Annotated in this window: 17 protein-coding genes; 9 read left to right on the plus strand and 8 right to left on the minus strand. The window is 68.9% G+C overall.

Translation table 11 applies throughout. From position 1 onward, the window contains the following. Positions 1 to 161: 161 nt before the first annotated feature. The 3 genes from ABDZ81_RS05095 to ABDZ81_RS05105 all read right to left on the minus strand — a co-directional run bounded on the left by ABDZ81_RS05095 (position 162) and on the right by ABDZ81_RS05105 (position 3,082). Positions 162 to 1,844: a bacterio-opsin activator domain-containing protein gene (locus tag ABDZ81_RS05095; RefSeq protein ID WP_343772803.1), complete on the minus strand. Its 1,683-nt coding sequence runs from the start codon at positions 1,842 to 1,844 to the stop codon at positions 162 to 164. A gap of 123 nt (positions 1,845 to 1,967) precedes the next feature. Continuing rightward, a complete protein-coding gene (locus ABDZ81_RS05100; protein WP_343772804.1) occupies positions 1,968 to 2,825 on the minus strand; it encodes a beta-keto acid cleavage family enzyme in 858 nt (285 codons plus the stop codon). Further along, complete coding sequence (locus tag ABDZ81_RS05105) at positions 2,822 to 3,082, minus strand: hypothetical protein (protein ID WP_343772805.1); 261 nt, start codon at positions 3,080 to 3,082, stop codon at positions 2,822 to 2,824. Before ABDZ81_RS05105 ends, ABDZ81_RS05100 begins: the two co-directional genes overlap by 4 nt. Positions 3,083 to 3,210: 128 nt before the next feature. On the opposite strand from ABDZ81_RS05105, the gene ABDZ81_RS05110 reads away from it, so the two are divergent. Both ABDZ81_RS05110 and ABDZ81_RS05115 read left to right on the plus strand, forming a co-directional pair. Then, positions 3,211 to 4,176, plus strand: coding sequence for a ring-cleaving dioxygenase (locus ABDZ81_RS05110; protein WP_343772806.1), 966 nt, complete (start codon positions 3,211 to 3,213; stop codon positions 4,174 to 4,176). Between the two features lies 1 nt (position 4,177). Next, entirely contained in the window at positions 4,178 to 5,428 is a 1,251-nt protein-coding gene (locus ABDZ81_RS05115; protein ID WP_343772808.1) for an iron-containing alcohol dehydrogenase family protein, read from the plus strand. A gap of 35 nt (positions 5,429 to 5,463) precedes the next feature. On the opposite strand, the gene ABDZ81_RS05120 is transcribed toward ABDZ81_RS05115, so the two are convergent. Beyond that, entirely contained in the window at positions 5,464 to 6,105 is a 642-nt protein-coding gene (locus tag ABDZ81_RS05120) for an alpha/beta hydrolase (protein ID WP_343772809.1), read from the minus strand. 59 nt (positions 6,106 to 6,164) lie between these two features. Between ABDZ81_RS05120 and ABDZ81_RS05125 the strand changes: the two genes are divergently transcribed. Together ABDZ81_RS05125 and ABDZ81_RS05130 are read left to right on the plus strand one after the other, a co-directional pair. After that, positions 6,165 to 6,494 (plus strand): nuclear transport factor 2 family protein, encoded by a 330-nt coding sequence (locus ABDZ81_RS05125; protein WP_343772810.1) that lies wholly within the window; start codon positions 6,165 to 6,167, stop codon positions 6,492 to 6,494. A 59-nt stretch (positions 6,495 to 6,553) separates the two neighbouring features. Further along, complete coding sequence (locus tag ABDZ81_RS05130; protein WP_343772811.1) at positions 6,554 to 6,760, plus strand: hypothetical protein; 207 nt, start codon at positions 6,554 to 6,556, stop codon at positions 6,758 to 6,760. Between the two features lie 7 nt (positions 6,761 to 6,767). On the opposite strand, the gene serS is transcribed toward ABDZ81_RS05130, so the two are convergent. After that, entirely contained in the window at positions 6,768 to 8,150 is a 1,383-nt protein-coding gene (gene serS / locus ABDZ81_RS05135; protein WP_343772812.1) for a serine--tRNA ligase, read from the minus strand. Between the two features lie 66 nt (positions 8,151 to 8,216). Continuing rightward, a complete protein-coding gene (locus tag ABDZ81_RS05140) occupies positions 8,217 to 8,612 on the minus strand; it encodes a hypothetical protein (protein ID WP_343772813.1) in 396 nt (131 codons plus the stop codon). Between the two features lie 152 nt (positions 8,613 to 8,764). Here ABDZ81_RS05140 and ABDZ81_RS05145 point away from each other — a divergent pair, with 152 nt between their 5' ends. Next, a complete protein-coding gene (locus tag ABDZ81_RS05145) occupies positions 8,765 to 9,676 on the plus strand; it encodes an MBL fold metallo-hydrolase (RefSeq protein WP_343772814.1) in 912 nt (303 codons plus the stop codon). A gap of 11 nt (positions 9,677 to 9,687) precedes the next feature. Here ABDZ81_RS05145 and ABDZ81_RS05150 read toward each other — a convergent pair whose 3' ends face one another. Next, positions 9,688 to 9,921 carry a hypothetical protein gene (locus tag ABDZ81_RS05150; RefSeq protein WP_343772815.1) on the minus strand — a complete coding sequence of 78 codons (234 nt, stop codon included), beginning with the start codon at positions 9,919 to 9,921 and terminating at the stop codon, positions 9,688 to 9,690. Positions 9,922 to 10,108: 187 nt separating this feature from the next. On the opposite strand from ABDZ81_RS05150, the gene ABDZ81_RS05155 reads away from it, so the two are divergent. From ABDZ81_RS05155 to ABDZ81_RS05170, 4 genes are all read left to right on the plus strand, one after another. Further along, positions 10,109 to 12,163, plus strand: coding sequence for an AMP-dependent synthetase/ligase (locus tag ABDZ81_RS05155; protein WP_343772816.1), 2,055 nt, complete (start codon positions 10,109 to 10,111; stop codon positions 12,161 to 12,163). 141 nt (positions 12,164 to 12,304) lie between these two features. Then, complete coding sequence (locus ABDZ81_RS05160; RefSeq protein ID WP_343772817.1) at positions 12,305 to 14,293, plus strand: AMP-dependent synthetase/ligase; 1,989 nt, start codon at positions 12,305 to 12,307, stop codon at positions 14,291 to 14,293. Positions 14,294 to 14,443: 150 nt separating this feature from the next. Then, positions 14,444 to 16,351: a cation:proton antiporter gene (locus tag ABDZ81_RS05165; protein ID WP_343772818.1), complete on the plus strand. Its 1,908-nt coding sequence runs from the start codon at positions 14,444 to 14,446 to the stop codon at positions 16,349 to 16,351. Between the two features lie 72 nt (positions 16,352 to 16,423). After that, on the plus strand, positions 16,424 to 17,086 hold the full coding sequence (locus ABDZ81_RS05170) for a cyclase family protein (RefSeq protein ID WP_343772819.1): 663 nt from the start codon (positions 16,424 to 16,426) through the stop codon (positions 17,084 to 17,086). A gap of 28 nt (positions 17,087 to 17,114) precedes the next feature. Here the strand turns inward: ABDZ81_RS05170 and ABDZ81_RS05175 are convergent, their stop codons facing one another. Next, positions 17,115 to 17,561, minus strand: a complete 447-nt coding sequence (locus ABDZ81_RS05175) for a response regulator (RefSeq protein WP_343772821.1) — start codon at positions 17,559 to 17,561, stop codon at positions 17,115 to 17,117. Positions 17,562 to 17,627: the final 66 nt, after the last annotated feature.

Raw genomic sequence — 17,627 nt, forward strand, 5'->3', positions numbered from 1 at the left:
CGCATCCGACCCGGCAGTCAGGCTTTTGACGCCAAAGCTCGTCAGCACAGCACATGGGCGATCCCGCCTGTCATCTCGTGATCTGCGAGGAGTGCGACGCGACGGCACACAGGCAGGACGACCAGTGCCCCGAGTGCGGCGCGGACCTCGACGAGCAGTAGTCAGTCGTCGCCCGCGCCCTCGGGCGCTTCGTCGTCGCGCGCCTCGTCGAGCAGGACGTCGCCGATCTTGCGCTCGGCGTTGCGGATGTGCTGGGAGAACGTCGCCGGCGCGACGCCGAGCGTCTCGGCGATCTCCTCGCCGCTGTTCTCGCGGGGCCACTCGAAAAAGCCCGAGAAGTACGCGGCTTCCAGCGCGGTGCGTTGCTTCTCGGTGAGTTCCTCGAACACGCGGCTGCGGAACTCGCCGGTCGTCACGGCGTCCTGCTCGGTCGTGCGCTGGGCGACGAGTTCGGCGTCGGCGTACCGCTCCCGGACGGCCTCGAGGATCGACCGGACGTCGGCGTCCGGCGGCAGCTCGACCGTCGCGCGGAACTCGCCGTCCCGGACGGTCCCGGATCGGACGCGGCCGCCGAACGCCGCGACCGTGCTCGTCAGCGGCGGATCGGACTGGGCGACCTCGAACTGGTGTTCGGTCTCCGTTTCCTCGGCGCCGAGGTGCGAGACGCGCTCGACGCTGTCGACCTGCGCTGCGAGGTCGCGGACCGCGTCGGGGGGGATCCCCTCGACCGTGAGATACTGGACGTACTCGTCCTCGCCGGCGGGCAGCGTGCGATCGACGCGGATCGAGCAGTCCCGCTCCTCGGTCGCGGCGACCAGCGGCGACTCGAGTTCGGGAATCCGGAACTCCAGTTCCGTCAGCACGTCGCCCATCAGCGTCTTCTTGCGCTGGACGGCGTTGAACGCGTGGCCCAGCACGTCGCCGAGGGCGTCGAGAATCTCGCTCTCGCGGCCGCCGAACGCGTTCGTTCGCTCGGAGTAGACGGTCAGCACGCCGTACACAGACCCGCGGTGGGTGATCGGGATCGACGCCGCCGACCGGAAGCCCCGTTCGAGGGTGGTTTCGCGCCACGGCTCGAAGGACTCGGCGGTCGCGATATCGCCGACGATCTGGGGCTCGCTGGTGCGAACGGCCGTCCCCGCCGGCCCTTTCCCGGTGTCGGACTCGTCGGCAGTGATCGTCACGTCCTCGAGATATCCCTCCTCGCCGCCGGCCGAAGCCGACGGCGTGATCGCACGCGTACCCCGATCGACGTCGCCGATCCACGCGAACGCGTAGGAGTCCGACTCGACGAGCCGCTCGCAGACCCGGCGTTCCATCTCCTCGCGCGTCGGCGTCTCGATCACCGACACCGCGACGTCCTCGAGCACGCGGTGGAGCCGGTTGATCGCCGCGAGCCGCTCGCGCTGGCGCTCCAGCGCCGTCTCGGTCCGGTGTTTCTCGACGCCGTTTATGACTCGGTTCGCGAGTACGGCCGGCTGTTCCTCGCCCAGCGACACCGGGACGTAGTCGGTGACGCCCGCCGAGATCGCCTCGCTGGCGAGCTCCTCGCTGCCCTCGCTCGCGTAGAGGAACACCGGGATCGACGGGTGAGAGTCCCGGATCGCGTACAGCACGGAGACCCCGTCGGTGTCCGGCAGCGCCTCCGCGCAGACGACGCAGTCGACGTCGCGCTCGCCGACGATCGATCGGGCGCGTTCGCCGCTGGTCGCCGTCGTCACCGCGAACGCGGGCTGGGCGCCCCGGAGCTCGTCCGCCGTCGACTCGACGTGCTCGGCGGGTCCGACGAGCAACACCCGCGGCCGCTCGCCGTCGGTGACGGACTGAACCGTGACGGTGTCCATTACGATCCGTTACGAGAACCGAAACAAAAGGCGTTACCTACCACTCGAATTCACCGAGATTTCTGCATAGTTGCGTGACAGCTTGAGTGTCTGTAACGTCGTCTCGAACGGCGCCGGACCGGCTCAGCGATCGATCGCTCGAAGTCCGAGGATCTCGCGCGCCTGCGCCGGAGTGGCGACCTCCCGGCCGAGCGTCTCGGCGACGCGGACGACCCGCTCGACGAGCTGGGCGTTGCTCTCGGCGAGCTCGCCCCGCTCGTAGTAGACGTTGTCCTCCAGCCCGACGCGGACGTGCCCGCCCAGCAAGATCCCGAGCGTCGCGAAGGGTAGCTGGTGGCGGCCGAATCCGAGCGTGTTGAACAGCGCTCCCTCGGGGAGGTCCTCGACGGCGTTCAGCAGGTTTCGGGGGCGCGGCCGCGTCAGCGTCCCGCCGCCGAAGATCAGCGTCGCGTACACCGGATCGGCGAGGTCGCGCCGTTCGAGCAGGCCGTGGACCTCGTTGCGGTGGCCGTCGTTGAACACCTCCAGTTCTGGCTTGATGCCCCGCGCCCGCATCTCCTCGTGGAGCGCGTCGACCGTCGCCCGCGTGTTCTCGCTGGTCAGGCGGTCGTACCGGTTCAGCGGCCCCATGTCGAGCGACGCCATCTCGGGCGGCGGATCGGTCCGGAGGGGCTGGTGGCGCTCGGCGGCCGGCGCGCCGGTCCCGCCGGTCGAGTGCTGGATCACCACGTCGTCGGCGTGGCGCCGCACCGCGTCGTCGATCTCCTGAAAGCGCTCGGCGGCAAAGGAGCGCTCGCCGTTGGGCCGCCGCGCGTGGAGGTGGACGACCGCGGCGCCGGCGTCCTCGGCGGCCGCGGCGGCCCGGCCGATCTCCTCGGGCGTCTCGGGAAGGTTGGGATTCGCCTCCTTCCCGTGGACGCCGCCGGTCAGCGCCGCGGTGACGATCAGGGGCTCGCCCGCGAGAAAGTCCTCGTAGCTCACTGGTCGGACACCTCGTTTCCGGTGGTGTCTTCGGTATCTCGTGCGCCGGCCGCATCGGCATCGCCGCCGTCTCCGACCTCGTCGGCGTGCTCGCGGTAGATCTCGCAGTGCTCGGCGTGCTCGAGGTCGTACCGGTCGTTGCAGATGTCGGCGCGCATCGGCTGGACGAACCGCTCGACGGCGCCGCAGTACGCGCGAGCCTCGTCGAACTGCAGGTCGCCCGACTCGCGGCGGTACTCCAGAAACGGGCAGGTCATACCGAACCGTGGTCGTGTGCGTAGTTAACGATTGGCCGACGTCGCCGTCGGCCGGTGACGTCGGCGTAACCTGGTTGCGCCCCCGTCCGCAAAGCCATACCAACGTGGAGGCCCTACGGTGTGGCACTATGGCACCGCCGACTTCGGGACTCCACCACGTGACCGCGATCGCGGGCGACCCCCAGCGCAACGCCGACTTCTACGTCGGCACGCTCGGCCTGCGCTTTATCAAGCGCACGGTCAACCACGACGACACCGGCACCTACCACTTCTACTTCGGCGACGAGCGCGGGTCGCCGGGGACGAACATCACCTTCTTCCCCTGGACCGAAGGGGGCCGGCCCGGCGAGTTCGGCGCCGGACAGACCCGGGACACCGCGTACGCGATCCCGCCCGAGTCGGTCGACTTCTGGGTCGATCGGCTCGAATCGCGGGACGTCGACGTCGAGCGGGGCGAGCGCTTCGGCGAGACGGTGCTCCGCTTCGAGGACCCCGACGGGATCGGTCTCGAACTCGTCGCAACCGACCTGGCCGACGAGGCCGACGTCGACCTGTGGGACGACGGCCCCGTTCCGGTCGACCACCAGCTCCGCGGATTCCACGCCGTGACGCTCGCCGTCGAGGAGTTCGACCCCACCGCGTCGGTGCTGACCGACGTGCTGGGCTACGAACTGGAGGAAGAATCCGACGGCCGCCGCCGCTACCGCGCCGCGGAGGGCGGCCCCGGATCAGCTGTCGACCTCGTCGAGACCGACGCCGGGCGGGGCCGGATGGGCGTCGGGACGGTCCACCACGTCGCCTTCATGGCGGAAGACGAGGACGAACAGCAGCGCTACCGCGAGGCGTTCGCCGATCAAGGACTGCGCGCGACCGATATCGTCGACCGCAAGTACTTCCGGTCGATCTACTGCCGCGAGCCCGGCGGCATCCTCTTCGAGGTCGCGACGAACGGGCCCGGGTTCGCGGTCGACGAGGACGTGGAAGACCTTGGCTCCTCGCTGGTGCTCCCCGAGTGGCTCGAAGACGAGCGCGAGTCGATCGAGGCCCAGCTGCCCGAGTTCGATACCCCCTCGTTCGAGAGCGGGAGCGAGTGATATGAGCCCGCACGACGCCAACCCAAACTCCCGAGACGGCGTCCGGTTCGAGTACGATCCCGGCGTCGTCAGGTTCCGCACGGGCGCCGCCGCCGACCTCGCGGACGAACTCCAGAAACACGGACTGGAGCGGGCGCTCGTGGTCTGTGGATCGACCGTCGGAAGCACCTCCGCGGTGATCGACCCAGTCACCGAGGGACTCGGCGACCGGCTCGCCGGCGTGTTCGACGAGACGACGCCCGAGAAACGCCTCGACACCGCGTACGACGGCCTCGACGCCGCCCGAAAGCACGACGCCGACGCGCTGGTCGCGCTGGGCGGCGGGAGCAGCCTCGACGTGGCGAAAATGATCAGCGTGCTCTCGGCGGACGACCGCGACCCAGAGGCGGTGGGAGCCGAACTCGCCGACACCGGCTCGATCTCCGTGCCGGAGGGCTCGCTGCTGCCCGTCGTCGCCGTTCCGACGACGCTCGCGGGCGCCGACCTCTCCGCGGTGGCCGGCGTGACGGCGTCGCCTGGCTCCGATCTCGTCGACGAGAGCGCGGTTCCGGCCGGCACCGACGCCGTGGGCGGGGGCGTCTCCGACCCGCGTCTGATGCCGACCGCGACCGTCTACGATCCCGAGCTGTTCGCCACGACGCCCGAACGGATCCTCGCGGCCTCGGCGATGAACGGGTTCGACAAGGGGATCGAGACGCTGTACGCCCGGAACGCGACGCCGGTCACCGACGCCACGGCGGCCCGCGGGCTGGGGCTGCTCGCGGACGGGCTCCGGAAGTTCGGCGCGGAGGAGGAGGCGACTGCGGAGACGCTGGAGCCGGTCGTCGAAGGGATCTGGCTCGTCCAGTACGGCATCTCGCGGCCCGACGGGACGACGCTCTCGATGATCCACGCGTTCGGCCACGGGCTGACCCGCACCTACGACGTCCAGCAGGGCGCGGCCCACGCCGTCGTCGCGCCCCACGTCCTCCGGTACCTGTTCGAGCGCGTCGACGCCCGGCGCGACCTGCTCGCCGAGGCCCTGGGCGAACCGGGGGCGGCCGATCCCGCCGAGGCGGTGATCGACGCCGTCGCCGAGGTGCGCGACGCGCTGGGGCTGCCGTCGCGACTCCGCGACGTCGACGGCCCCGACCCCGAGGCGTTCCCGCAGGTCGCCGAGGCGATCGTCGGGGACTCGTTCGTCGCGAACGCGCCGCAAGGGCTCGACGTTCGGGCAGAAGAGATCGAAGCCGTGCTGCGCGACGCGTACTGAGCGGCGTCCGCGCAGCTGCGCCGCGGCGCCGCGTCCTACTCCTCGACGAGATCCGCGAGCAGATCCGAGACGTACTCGACCTCGTCCTCGTTGACGCCGTGGCCCATCCCCTCGTAGAGGCGCTTCTCGACGGCCGCGTTCAGGTTCTCGAACACCGACGCCGACTCGTGAACGCGCTCCTCGGGGATGTGGGGGTCGACGTCGCTGCAGCCGAAGAAGGCGGGCGTGCCCTCCAGGTCACCCTCGTAGTCGCCTTCGTCGACCGACTCGCCGATGAGGCCGCCGCTCAGCGCCACCAGCCCGCCGTAGCGCGTCGGGTTCCTGGCGACGAACTCGCTGGCGAGGCAGGCGCCCTGCGAGAACCCCAGCACGACGACGCGCTCGGTCGGGATTCCCGCGTCGTTGGCCTTGTCGACGGCGTCGGCGACCGCCTGTAGACCGGAGCTCCGGCCGGGCTCGTTCTGCTCGACCGGCGCGAGGAACGAGTTGGGATACCACGTGTTCCTGGCGGCCTGGGGCGCGAGGAACGCCACGCCGTGTTGGTAGAAGTCGTCGGCCATCTGGACGATGCTGCCCGCGCTGGCGCCGCGGCCGTGGACGAGCACCGCGGCGGCGTCCGCCGCGTCGAGCGGCGCGCCGGCGGTCACGAGTTCCTGGTCCTGGTGGGGTCCGCTCATGATCTACTGCACGTACCCGCTGCGGAGCCTTTAGTGTCCTCCCACCGGAAACGAACGCCATGGACTCGCCCGAGGAGCTCGTCCGCGCGTTCTACGACGCGCTCGACGAGCACGCTTACGACGACCTGCGCGGGCTGCTCGACCCCGAGTTCGTCCAGGAACGCCCCGACCGGACGTTCGAGGACCGCGAGGCGTTCGTCGCGTTCATGCGCGAGGACCGCCCGCAGACCGACACGACCCACGAGATCGAGCGCGTGTTCGTCGACGAGGACCGGGCGGCCGTTCAGGGGCGGCTGCTCGACTCGTCGGGCGAGGAACTGTTCCGGTTCGCTGACGTCCACGACGTCGAGGACGACCGGATCGTCCACCTGCGTACGTACACGCACTGACCATATCTTCGCCGAGATCAGACGGAAACAAAGATGGAGCCGGAGTCGGAAGCCGAACCATGGACCCGATACGAGTCCTCGCGATCGTCCTGACCGCCGCGATCGGCGGCCTCCTCGTGTTCTACGGCAGCCTGTTCACGATCATCGCGATCGGCCCGATCGGCCTCGCGGGCGTCGCGCTCGCGGGCGTGTTCGGACTGCTCGCGGCGTTCAACGTCGGGTCGTACGTCCGCGCCGTGACCGGAGACAGCGCCGAACGGCGCTGAGAAGGTACTACTCCCGCTCGCCGGCGCCGACGGCGGACTCGCCGACCGGTTCGTGGCCTTCGATGACCTCCTGACCGCCCATGTAGGGGCGGAGCGCCTCGGGCACCGTCACGGTGCCGTCGTCGTTCTGGTAGTACTCCAGAATCGCGACCAGCACCCGCGGGATCGCGACGCCGGAGGCGTTGAGCGTGTGGAGGTAGTCGGCCGATTCGTGGCGCTCGGGCCGGTAGCGGAGGCCGGCGCGCCGGGCCTGGAACTCCTCGAAGTTCGACGCCGAGGAGACTTCGAGCCAGCGCCCGCCCTCCTCGGGGCCCTCGTCCATGTCGTCGCCGGGCGCCCAGACCTCGATGTCGTACTTCTTGGCCTGCGTGAAGCCCATATCTCCCGTGCACATCTCCAGCACGCGGTAGGGAAGGTCGAGGCGTTCGAGCACCTCGGCGGCCTCCTCTACCAGTTCGTCGAGGCGGTCGTAGCTCTCGTCGGGGCGGACGAAGTTGACGAGTTCGACCTTGTGGAACTGGTGGACGCGAACGTATCCTCGGGTTTCGGTGCCGTGCTCGCCGGCCTCGCGCCGGAAGTTCGGCGAGAACGCCTGGTGCTTGATCGGGAGATCGTCGTCGAGCAGGATCTCGTCGCGGTACATGTTGGTGACCGGCACCTCCGCGGTCGGCAGGAGCCAGAGGTCGTCGTCCTCGATCTCGTCGTCCTGCCGCGCGCCGACGCGGTAGGCGTCCTCGGCGAACTTCGGGAGCTGGCCGGTCCCCTCCATCGATCGGGAGTTGACGGGGATCGGCGGCAGCACGTCGACGTACTCCTGCTCGCGGTGGACGTCGAGCATGAACTGGATCAGCGCGTGCTCTAAGCGTGCGCCCTCGCCCTTGACGAACTGGAACCCGCCGCCCGAGACTTTCGCGCCGCGCTCGAAGTCGAGCACGTCGAGTTCCTCGCCCAGATCGTAGTGCGGGACGACCTCGTCGGGCAGGTCGCGCAGCTCGTCGAATCCCCAGCGGTCGACCTCGACGTTGTCCGATTCGTCGTCGCCGACCGGCGCGTCCTCGTGGGGAATGTTCGGGAGCTCGAGCATCCGCTCGTCGATCTCGTCTTTCAGCTCGTCGGCGCGATCCTCGACCTCCTCGAGTTCCTCTTTGAGCTCCTGGGAGCGGTCGATCGCCTCCTGGGCCTTCTCCTCCTCGCCGGACTGCTTGTACTCGCCGATCTGCCGGCTGACCTCGTTGCGCTCGTGGCGCAGCTCGTCCCCGCGAGCCTTCAGGTCGCGCCACTCCTCGTCGAGGGCGACGATCTCGTCGACGTCGACGCCGTCGACGCCTTTCACCTCGACGGCGCGGCGCACCTGCTCGGGGTCCTCGCGGAGCAACGTTCTGTCGAGCATTCTTGCTCGGGAGTTCCGGGGCGCGTGGCAAAACCGTGTCGATGCGCCGGACCGGCCGGCCGGCGCCTACCGGAACAGGCCCTTGATCTTCGCGACGAACCCCTGGTCGTCGTCCGACGCGTCGGCGGTGGATTCGTCGGACGAGAACAGGGAGTCCACCCGACCGTGACCCTCATCGCCGTCGTCGCCCGCTGCAGCGTCCGCCTCGTCGTCGGCGTCGCCTTCCGATACAGTGTCAGCCCCGTCGGCGGCCGCCGCGTCGACGTCCGGTTCGCTATCCTCGACATCGGCGACCTCCGGGTCGGCCTCCTCAGCGGCGTCGTCCTCGGCGTCGTCCGCGTCGGCGACCTCTTCGAGGTCGGCGCGGAGGTCCTCCGGCGGCTCGAACAGATCCCCGTCGCACTCGTCGCAGACCTCGGCCTGGGGCCCGACCTCGGCCCCGCAGTGGTGGCAGTATCTCATTGCCCGGTTGTTTCCGGGCGGTTCCCATAAGGTTGCGGGGCTGAGAACTCGGGCGTCGGCTGCCGCGTCGGCGGGACGTGGAGCGGCGCCGAGCGACGCCGACGGGTTCCGGCGCGCCAAGTTCTTTGAGGCCGGGGGACGCGCGTCAAGGTATGGCAGCAGGCGACGTCTTCGAGGTGACGACCGGGAACTGCGAGGACTTGCACTACGTCGACACCGGGATGTACGACTCGCCCGAGTACGGCTCGGTGTACGTGCTCGACGCCGAGCGCCCCGCGGTGATCGATACGGGGCTCGGCACGAACTACGAGCGCGTCGTCGACGCGATCGAGGCGGTCGGGCTCGCGCTCGCCGACATCGAGGTGATCGCGGTCACGCACGTCCACCTCGACCACGCGGGCGGCGCGGGCTTTCTCGCGCGGGACTGCCCGAACGCCGACGTGTACGTCCACGAGATCGGCGCGCGCCACCTCGTCGACCCCGAGCGCCTCGTCGAGGGAACGAAGCGCGCAGTCGGCGACCAATGGCAGTACTACGTCGAACCGCGCCCGATCGCCGAGGATCGGATCGTCGAACTCTCGGACGGCGACGCGATCGATCTGGGCGATCACGAACTGGTCGCCCACCACGCGCCGGGCCACGCGCCCCATCAGGTCGTCTTCGAGGACCCCGCGAACGACGCGGCGTTCACCGCGGACGCCGCGGGCATCTGGGTGCCCTCGCTCGACCGGATCGAGCCGACGTCGCCGCCCTCGAACTTCGATCTGGAGGCGGCGATCGACGACGTCGAGATGCTGCAGGAACTCGGCGTCGAGACGCTGCTGTTCGGCCACTTCGGGCCGTGTCCGGCCGACGGCGTGCTCGACGAGTACGCCGACGTGATCGCGGAGTGGGTCGGCGCCGTCGAGGACGAGCGCGAAGAGCGGGGCGACGACGAGGCCGTCGTCGAGCACTTCGCCGAGACCGTCGACCCGGAACTGATCGAGATCTGGGGCGAGCACAAGACGCGAGCGGAGGCGGCGATGAACGTCCGGGGCGTGCTGGGATACCTCGACTCGTCGTAACGGTTCGCGTTTCAACGCACATCGCTCGCGCTTCGGCGCACGTCGCGATAGTACGCGTATCCGCCGACGTTGACGAGTACGAAGCCGAGCGTCGCCGCGGCGATGCGAAAATCGCTCGGGAAGTCCCCGGCAAACAGGCCGACACCTAATCCGACGCCGAGCAGCGCGGTGCCCGCCTGGCGCTGCAGTGACTCGCCTCGAAAGCGGTCGAGAACCGCGAGTCCCAGAAGCGTCAGAACCGACATCGCCACGAGGAGATCTACGACGCCAGCCATCGATATATTCACATCCATCTCGGAAGTATATAAACGTCGGTCGCGTAGCCTGCGTCCACCGCCATGAGCGATCGATATGCACGGCCGCGATTCCACAACTATACACGCCCTGCCAGTTCAGGACCTTTTATCATGAACGGGGGACGTTGACATGCACATGAACTGGCGAGAGGCGGAACGGGACTTTTCGGACGAGGTAGTCGGGATGACGACGCTCCCCCGGATGTTCGAGGCGAGCGCCGAGCGCAACGAGAACCGGCCCGCCCAGCGCTACAAGGGCGGGATCTACGACCGATCGCTGACCGAGACGGTGCTCCCGGCGGCGCCCGACGGCGAGTTCCGGTCGATCCCCTACGCAGAGATGCGCGATATCGTCCACCACCTCGCGGCCGGATTCCGCGATCTGGGCGTCGAAGCCGGAACGCGCGTCGGCATCTTCGCCGACACGCGCATGGAGTGGGCACAGTCCGACTTCGCGCTGCTGGCGGCGGGCGGCGTCGTCACGACGGTCTACACCGGCTCGTCGCCCCGGCAGGTCCAGTACCTGCTCGACGACCCCGGCGCGGAGGGCGTCGTCGTCGAGAACGAGGAGCTGTTGGATCGCGTGCTGGCCGTCGAGGACGAACTCGATCTGGAGTTCATCGTCGTGATGGACGAGGTCGACAGGCGCGACGAGGCGTTCGACCGCGACGACGTCCTGACGCTGGCGGACGTCCACGATCGGGGCGCCGAGCTGTTCGATCCCGACGAGTACGAGGGCTGGCTCGACGAGCGCGACCCCGAGGATCTGGCGAGCCTGATCTACACGTCGGGGACGACCGGCCAGCCCAAGGGCGTCGAGCTCACCCACGCCAACTTCCGGTCGAACGTCAATCAGGTGTACACCCGGTACGGCCCGCGCCCGGACAAGGGCGACGTGCCCGCAATCGACCAGGAGACCCGCACCGTCTCCTTTCTCCCGCTCGCGCACGTGTTCGAGCGCCTCGCGGGACACTTCCTGATGTTCGCGGCCGGCGCCTGCGTGGGCTACGCCGAGAGTTCCGACACGGTACAGGAGGACTTCCAGGCCGTCGGGCCGACGACCGCCACGAGCGTGCCGCGCGTGTACGAGAAGATGTACGACGCGATCCGCGAGCAGGCCCGCGAGTCGGATCTCAAGGCCCGAATCTTCGAGTGGGCGACCGACGTCGGCCGGGCGTACCACGAGGCCGACTCGCCGGGCATCGCGCTGGAAGCTAAGCGCAAAGTCGCCGACAAGCTCGTGTTCGGCCAGGTCAAGGAGGCGCTGGGCGGCGAGGTCGAGTTCTTCATCAGCGGCGGCGGCAGCCTCTCGGCGGAACTCTGCGCGCTGTACCACGGGATGGGCCTGCCGATCTACGAGGGGTACGGGCTCACCGAGACCGCGCCCGTCGTCGCCGTCAACCCGCCGGAGGAGCCCAAGGTAGGAACGATCGGCCCGCCGGTCGTCGACGTCGACGTGCGGATCGACCGGTCGATCGTCTCCCAGGAGAAGTACGAGGATCGACCGGGAGAAGTCGGCGAGCTACTCGTCAGGGGGCCGAACGTCACCGCGGGCTACTGGAACAAGCCCGAGGAAACCGAATCGGCGTTCGTCTCGGACGCGGCGCTCGCCGACGCCGCCGACGCCGCGGCGACCGCCGAGGACGGCGGGCCCGGTTCCGAACCGACCGAGGCCGACGGGGGAACGGCGGGAACCGACGCCGACGACCGCTGGTTCCGCACCGGCGACGTGGTCCACCGCCGCCCGGACGACTACATCGAGTTCGAGGAGCGCGCCAAGCAGATCCTGGTGCTCTCGACGGGCAAGAACGTCGCCCCGGCGCCGATCGAGGACGCGTTCGCTTCCAGCGAGGTCGTCGAGCAGTGCATGGTCGTCGGCGACGGCCGCAAGTTCGTCTCCGCGATCGTCGTTCCGAATCTCGACGGGCTGCGCAAGTGGGCCGACCGCGAGGGGATCGACCTGCCCGACGACGAGGACGAGCTGGCCGACGACGAGCGCGTCCGCGAGCGCATCCAGCGGGAGGTCGACGAGGTCAACGAGAACTTCGAGAGCTACGAGACGATCAAGAAGTTCCGGCTGGTCGGCCAGGAGTTCACCGAGAACAACGACCTGATGACGCCGACGATGAAGAAGAAACGCCGGAACATCATCGACCGATTCGAGGCCGAGATCGACTCGATGTACGAGTAATCGAGGCGGTGCGACGCGCGCCGTCGCCGCCGCCGTTCTCTTACTCGGTCTGACGTATCCACTGGCGGCCATCGCCAGGCGCGCTACCGGCGGAAACATCCCACTGATTTATTATTATAGAGTGAGACTGACACGCAAGGTATGAGCTGGCGTGACGCGGAACGGGAGTACGAGGACGAGGTAACGGAACTGACCACGCTCCCGCGGACGTTCGAGGCGGCCGCGGATCGCCACAGCGACCGGACGGCCCAGCAGTACAAGGGCGGCATCTACGACCGGTCGCTCGCCGGCGTCGCGGTCGACCCGGCGCCCGACGGCGAGTACGCCGCCATCTCCTACGACGAGATGCGCGACGTGGTCCGGAATCTCGCGGCGGGCTTTCGCGATCTGGGCGTCGAGGCCGGCGATCGCATCGGCATCTTCGCCGACACGCGCATGGAGTGGGCCCAGTCCGACTTCGCGCTGCTGGCGGCGGGCGGCGTCGTCACGACGATCTACGAGGGCTCCTCGGCCGACCAGGTCGAGTACCTGCTCGACGATCCGGGCGCGACCGGCGTCGTCGTCGAATCCCAGGACCACCTCGAACGCGTGCTGCGAGTGGCCGACGATCTCGACGTCGAGTTCGCGGTCTCGATGGACGAGCTCGACCCCGAGTACCGCGAGGAAGAGGGCGTGTACACGCTCGCCGAGGTGTACGAGCGGGGCGCCGACCGGTTCGACGCCGACGCCTACGAGTCGTGGCTCGACGAGCGAGAGCTGGCGGATCTGGCGACGCTGATCTACACGTCGGGGACGACCGGCCAGCCCAAAGGCGTCGAGCTCACCCACCGGAACCTGCGGGCGAACGTCACCCAGATCTACCGGCGGGTCGCTCCCCGCCCGGATCGGGACGCCTCGCTGCCCTCGATCGACCACGAGACCCGAGCGGTCTCGTATCTCCCGCTGGCGCACGTGTACGAGCGCACAGTCGGTCACTTCCTGATGTTCGCGGTCGGCGCGAGCGTCGCGTACGCCGAGAGCCCGGACACGCTGCGCGACGACTTCCAGGCGATCCGGCCGACCGCGGCGACGAGCGTCCCGCGCGTGTACGAGAAGATGTACGACGCGATCCGCGAGCAGGCCCAGGAGTCGGATCTCAAGGCCCGGATCTTCGAGTGGGCGACCGACGTCAGCCAGGCCTACCAGCGCGAGGAGCGTCCCGGCCTCGGGCTGAAGCTCAAGATAAAAGTCGCCGACAGGCTGGTGTTCTCGGACGTCCGCGACGCGCTGGGCGGCCAGCTGGAGCTGATGAACAGCGGCGGCGGGACGCTCTCGCCGGAGCTGTGCCAGCTCTACCACGGGATGGGCCTGCCGATCTACGAGGGGTACGGACTCACCGAGACCGCGCCCGTCGTCTCGACGAACCCGCCGGAGGACGTCAAGGTCGGGACGATCGGCCCGCCGCTGCCCGGCGTCGACGTGCGGATCGACACGTCGGTCGTGCCGGAGGGGGAGTTCACCGACGCGATCGGCGAGGTCGGCGAGCTGCTCGTCAAGGGGCCGAACGTCACCGCGGGGTACTGGAACAAGCCCGACAAGACCGAGGCGGCCTTTACCGAAATCGACGGCGAGCGCTGGTTCCGCACCGGCGACATCGTCCAGCAGCGCCCCGACGACTATCTGGTGTTCCGCGAGCGCGTCAAGCAGATCCTCGTGCTGTCGACGGGCAAGAACGTCGCGCCGGCGCCGATCGAGGACGCCTTCGCCTCCAGCGAGGTCGTCGAGCAGTGTCTCGTCGTCGGCGACGGCCGCAAGTTCGTCGGCGCGCTGATCGTCCCGAACGTCGAGGGGCTGCGCAAGTGGGCCGACCGCGAGGGGTTCGACCTGCCCGCGACCGACCAGCTGATCGACGACGAGCGCGTCCGCGAGCGCATCCAGCGGGAGGTCGACAAGATCAACGAGCAGTTCGAGGCCCACGAGCGGATCAAGCAGTTCCGGCTGGTCGGCCAGGAGTTCACCGAGGACAACGACCTCATGACGCCCACGATGAAAAAGAAGCGCCGAAACATTCTGGAGCGGTTCGACGAGCAGGTCGAAGACATCTACGAGAGCGCGGAGGAGTCCGACTCCGAACCCGCGCCCGCGGAGTGATCCCGCGGCCGTATCGCTCCGCCGGCTGTCGGTCCCGGAATCGACTGTCGAATGGGAAACCGGTTTGAGAGTGGCTCTCCTTGCTACCCGTGTGGGCCGCATCAACAGCTACGAGTCGATCCTGACGCCCCGGAGCGGCGGTGATCGGCGGTGATCGGGACGCTGGTCCCGCTACAGGAGGCCGGCGGCCAGTCGAACGTCGTCATCGTCGTCGCCGCGATCATCGCCGTCGGCATCGGGGCGCAGGTGATCGCCGACCGGTTCCAGGTGCCCAGCGTGCTGTTTCTGATCCTGGCGGGCGTCGCCATGGGGCCGGAGGGGTTCGACGTCATCCACTTCGCGCCCGACACGCTCTCGGCGATCGTCGGCATCAGCGTCGCGATCATCGTGTTCGAGGGGGCCTTCCACCTCAAGCTCGACAAGGTCCGGACGGCGCCGAACGCGGCGCTCAAACTGGTCACGATCGGCGCCGCGATCGCCTTTCTGGCCACCAGCGCCGCCGTCCACTTCCTGCTTGACGCCGCGTGGGACATCTCGCTGCTCATCGGCGCCCTGCTGGTCGCGACCGGGCCGACCGTCATCACGCCGATCCTCGAAGTCGTCCCCGTCCGGGATCGAGTGGCCGCCGCCATGGAGGTCGAGGGGATCGTCAACGACGTGACGGCGGCGATCCTCGCGATCGTCGTGTTCAAGGGCGTCACCGCCGAGCGCCTGGAGAACGTCCAGTTCCTCTCGCTGTTCTTCGAGCGGCTGGGCGCCGGGCTGATCGTCGGCGGCGTCGTCGCGCTCGTGCTGTGGTACCTCTTCGAGCACGTCGACCTCTCGCGAGGGAGCGCCCCCCAGAGCGCCCGCTTACTGACGCTGGCGGGCGCGATCGTCGCCTACGCCGCGGCCAACACCATCGCCAAGGAGGCCGGCGTCGCCGCCGCGGCGACGGCCGGCATCCTGCTGGGCAACGCCGACGTTCCCTACGAGGAGCAGATCGAGGAGTTCAAGGGCGACATGACGCTGATCGTGCTGTCGTTCGTGTTCATCGCGCTGGCCGCCCAGATCGAGTTCTCCACGCTCGCGGAGGTCGGCTGGCGCGGGCTGGTGGTGGTCGTCCTCGTCGGGCTGGTGATCCGCCCGGCGCTGGCGTGGATCTCGACCGCGGGCGATCGGTTCACCAGGAACGAGCGGCTGTTCGTGGGGCTGGTCGGGCCGCGCGGGATCATCCCGGCGTCGGTCGCGACCCTGTTCGCGCTCGAACTGCAGACGCTGGCGGCCGACACCAACAACCCGGTGTACGCCGCGGAGGCCGACCTGCTGCTGGGCACAGTTTTCCTGACAATCCTGCTGACGGTCGTCTTCCAGGGCGGCCTCGCCAGGCGGATCGCGGAAGCACTTGACGTACTACCAATGCGCGTACTCATCGTCGGAGGCGGTCGCGTGGGCCTCGCGCTCGCCGAGCGCCTCGAAGATCGCGGAGAGAACGTCGTCATCGTCGACGACAGGAAGGAGAGCATCGAAAACGCCCGCGAACTCGGGTACACCGTCCACCAGGGCGACGGGACCAACTCGGAGGTCCTCGCGGACGCCGGCGCCGACCACGCCAAATCGGTCATCGCCGCGACCGGCAACGACGACGCCAACCTGCTGATCGCCCAGCTCGCCGAGTCGAAGTTCGGCGTCGACCGGGTGATCGCCCGCGTCAACGAACCGACGAACGTCGACGCGTTCGAGGATCTCGGCGTCGAGACCGTCTCCTCGTCGCTGGCGACCGCGTGGGCGATCGACAACCGGATCGAGCGACCCGCGCTGTCGAACTGGATGACAGAACTCGGTCGCAGCGGCGACGTCCAGGAGATCGAAGTGACCGCGGAGGATCTGACGGGCCAGACGATCGACGATCTCGACGACGAGATCCCCAACGGCGCCATCATCGCGCTGGTGAGTCGGAACGGCGACAGCCACATTCCCGACCCCGAGTTCACGCTGGAGTACGGCGACCACCTCACGGTGATCGGTCGGAACGAGGCCGTCGAGACGGCGCTCGAACGCTGGCATCCCCACGACTAAACCGCAGTTCGCGGTCCCGTTCTCGCGGCGCCGTCCGAACGCTTAGCACGCCGGCCGCCGTACGCCGCTCCAGTGACGACGTACGATCTCTCCCAGCCCCTCGACGGCGAGGGAACGGTCTACCCCGGCGATCCGGCGGTGTCCGTGACGCCACACGCCACCCACGAACGCGACGGCTACCGCGTCAGCGAACTCGCGCTGGGCAGCCACGGCGGCACGCACGTCGACGCGCCGAGCCACATCCTCCCGGACGGCCGCGACCTCGACGAGTTCGACCTCGCGACGTTCGCGTTCGACGCCGCCCGGATCGACTGCACCGACGCCGCCGCCCGCGAGCCGATCAACCGCGACGCGGTCGCGGCGGCGCCGACCGACGCCGATCTGCTGGTCGTCCGGACCGGCTGGAGCGAGCACTGGGGAACCGATCGCTACCTCGATCATCCGTACCTCTCGCCGGATGCCGCGGCGTGGCTCGCGGAGCGGGGATTTCACGTCGGCGTCGATACGCCGAACGTCGATCCGACGCCGCGACAGGAGTCGACTGCGGAACGAACGGACGAAGCGGAGGGGTTCCCCGCCCACCGCGCGCTGCTCGGGAACGATCGCGTCCTCGTGGAAAATCTCACAGGTCTCGGGGCGCCGCCCGAGCGCTTCGAACTGTGTGCCTATCCCCTGCCGATTCCGGACGCCGACGGCGCGCCGGCGCGGGCGGTAGCGCGAGTCGACGACCCGTAATTCGATCGGGGACTCGCGACCCGTTCGCTCAGTCGCCGGCCGCCGACTTCTGGACGATCGCGAGCCAGAAGTCCTCGATCGTCCGCACGAAGTCGATGAACTCCTCGGTCTCGACCGGCTTGCGGATGAAGTGATCGGCGTCGAGCCCGTGTGATTTGACGATCTCCTCTTCGGCGTCCGAACTCGTCAGCACCACGACGGGGATCTCGCTCAGTTCCGGATCGCCGTTCAGTTCGGAGAGCACGTCTCTGCCGCTCTTTCCGGGCAGGTTCGGTTCGAGCAGTACGAGATCGGGCCGAGGCGTCTCAGAGTAGTCGCCGCGCTGGCGGACGAACTCGAGCGCGGCCTCGCCGTCGGAGACGGCGTGGAGGTTGTTGGTGAGTTTGGCGTCCTTGAACTGCTCCGTGAACAGGCGGGTGTCGGCGGCGTTCGGCTCGATCAGGAGGATGTCGATCTGGTCGTCGTCCGAGGCCATTGTAGCGAGTAGCGAACGAAAAGTGATAACGCCGCCGGTTGTGGGTACTGCCCGATTGGGTCGCTG

This window comes from Natronoarchaeum mannanilyticum (assembly GCF_039522665.1).
Lineage (GTDB): Archaea > Halobacteriota > Halobacteria > Halobacteriales > Natronoarchaeaceae > Natronoarchaeum > Natronoarchaeum mannanilyticum.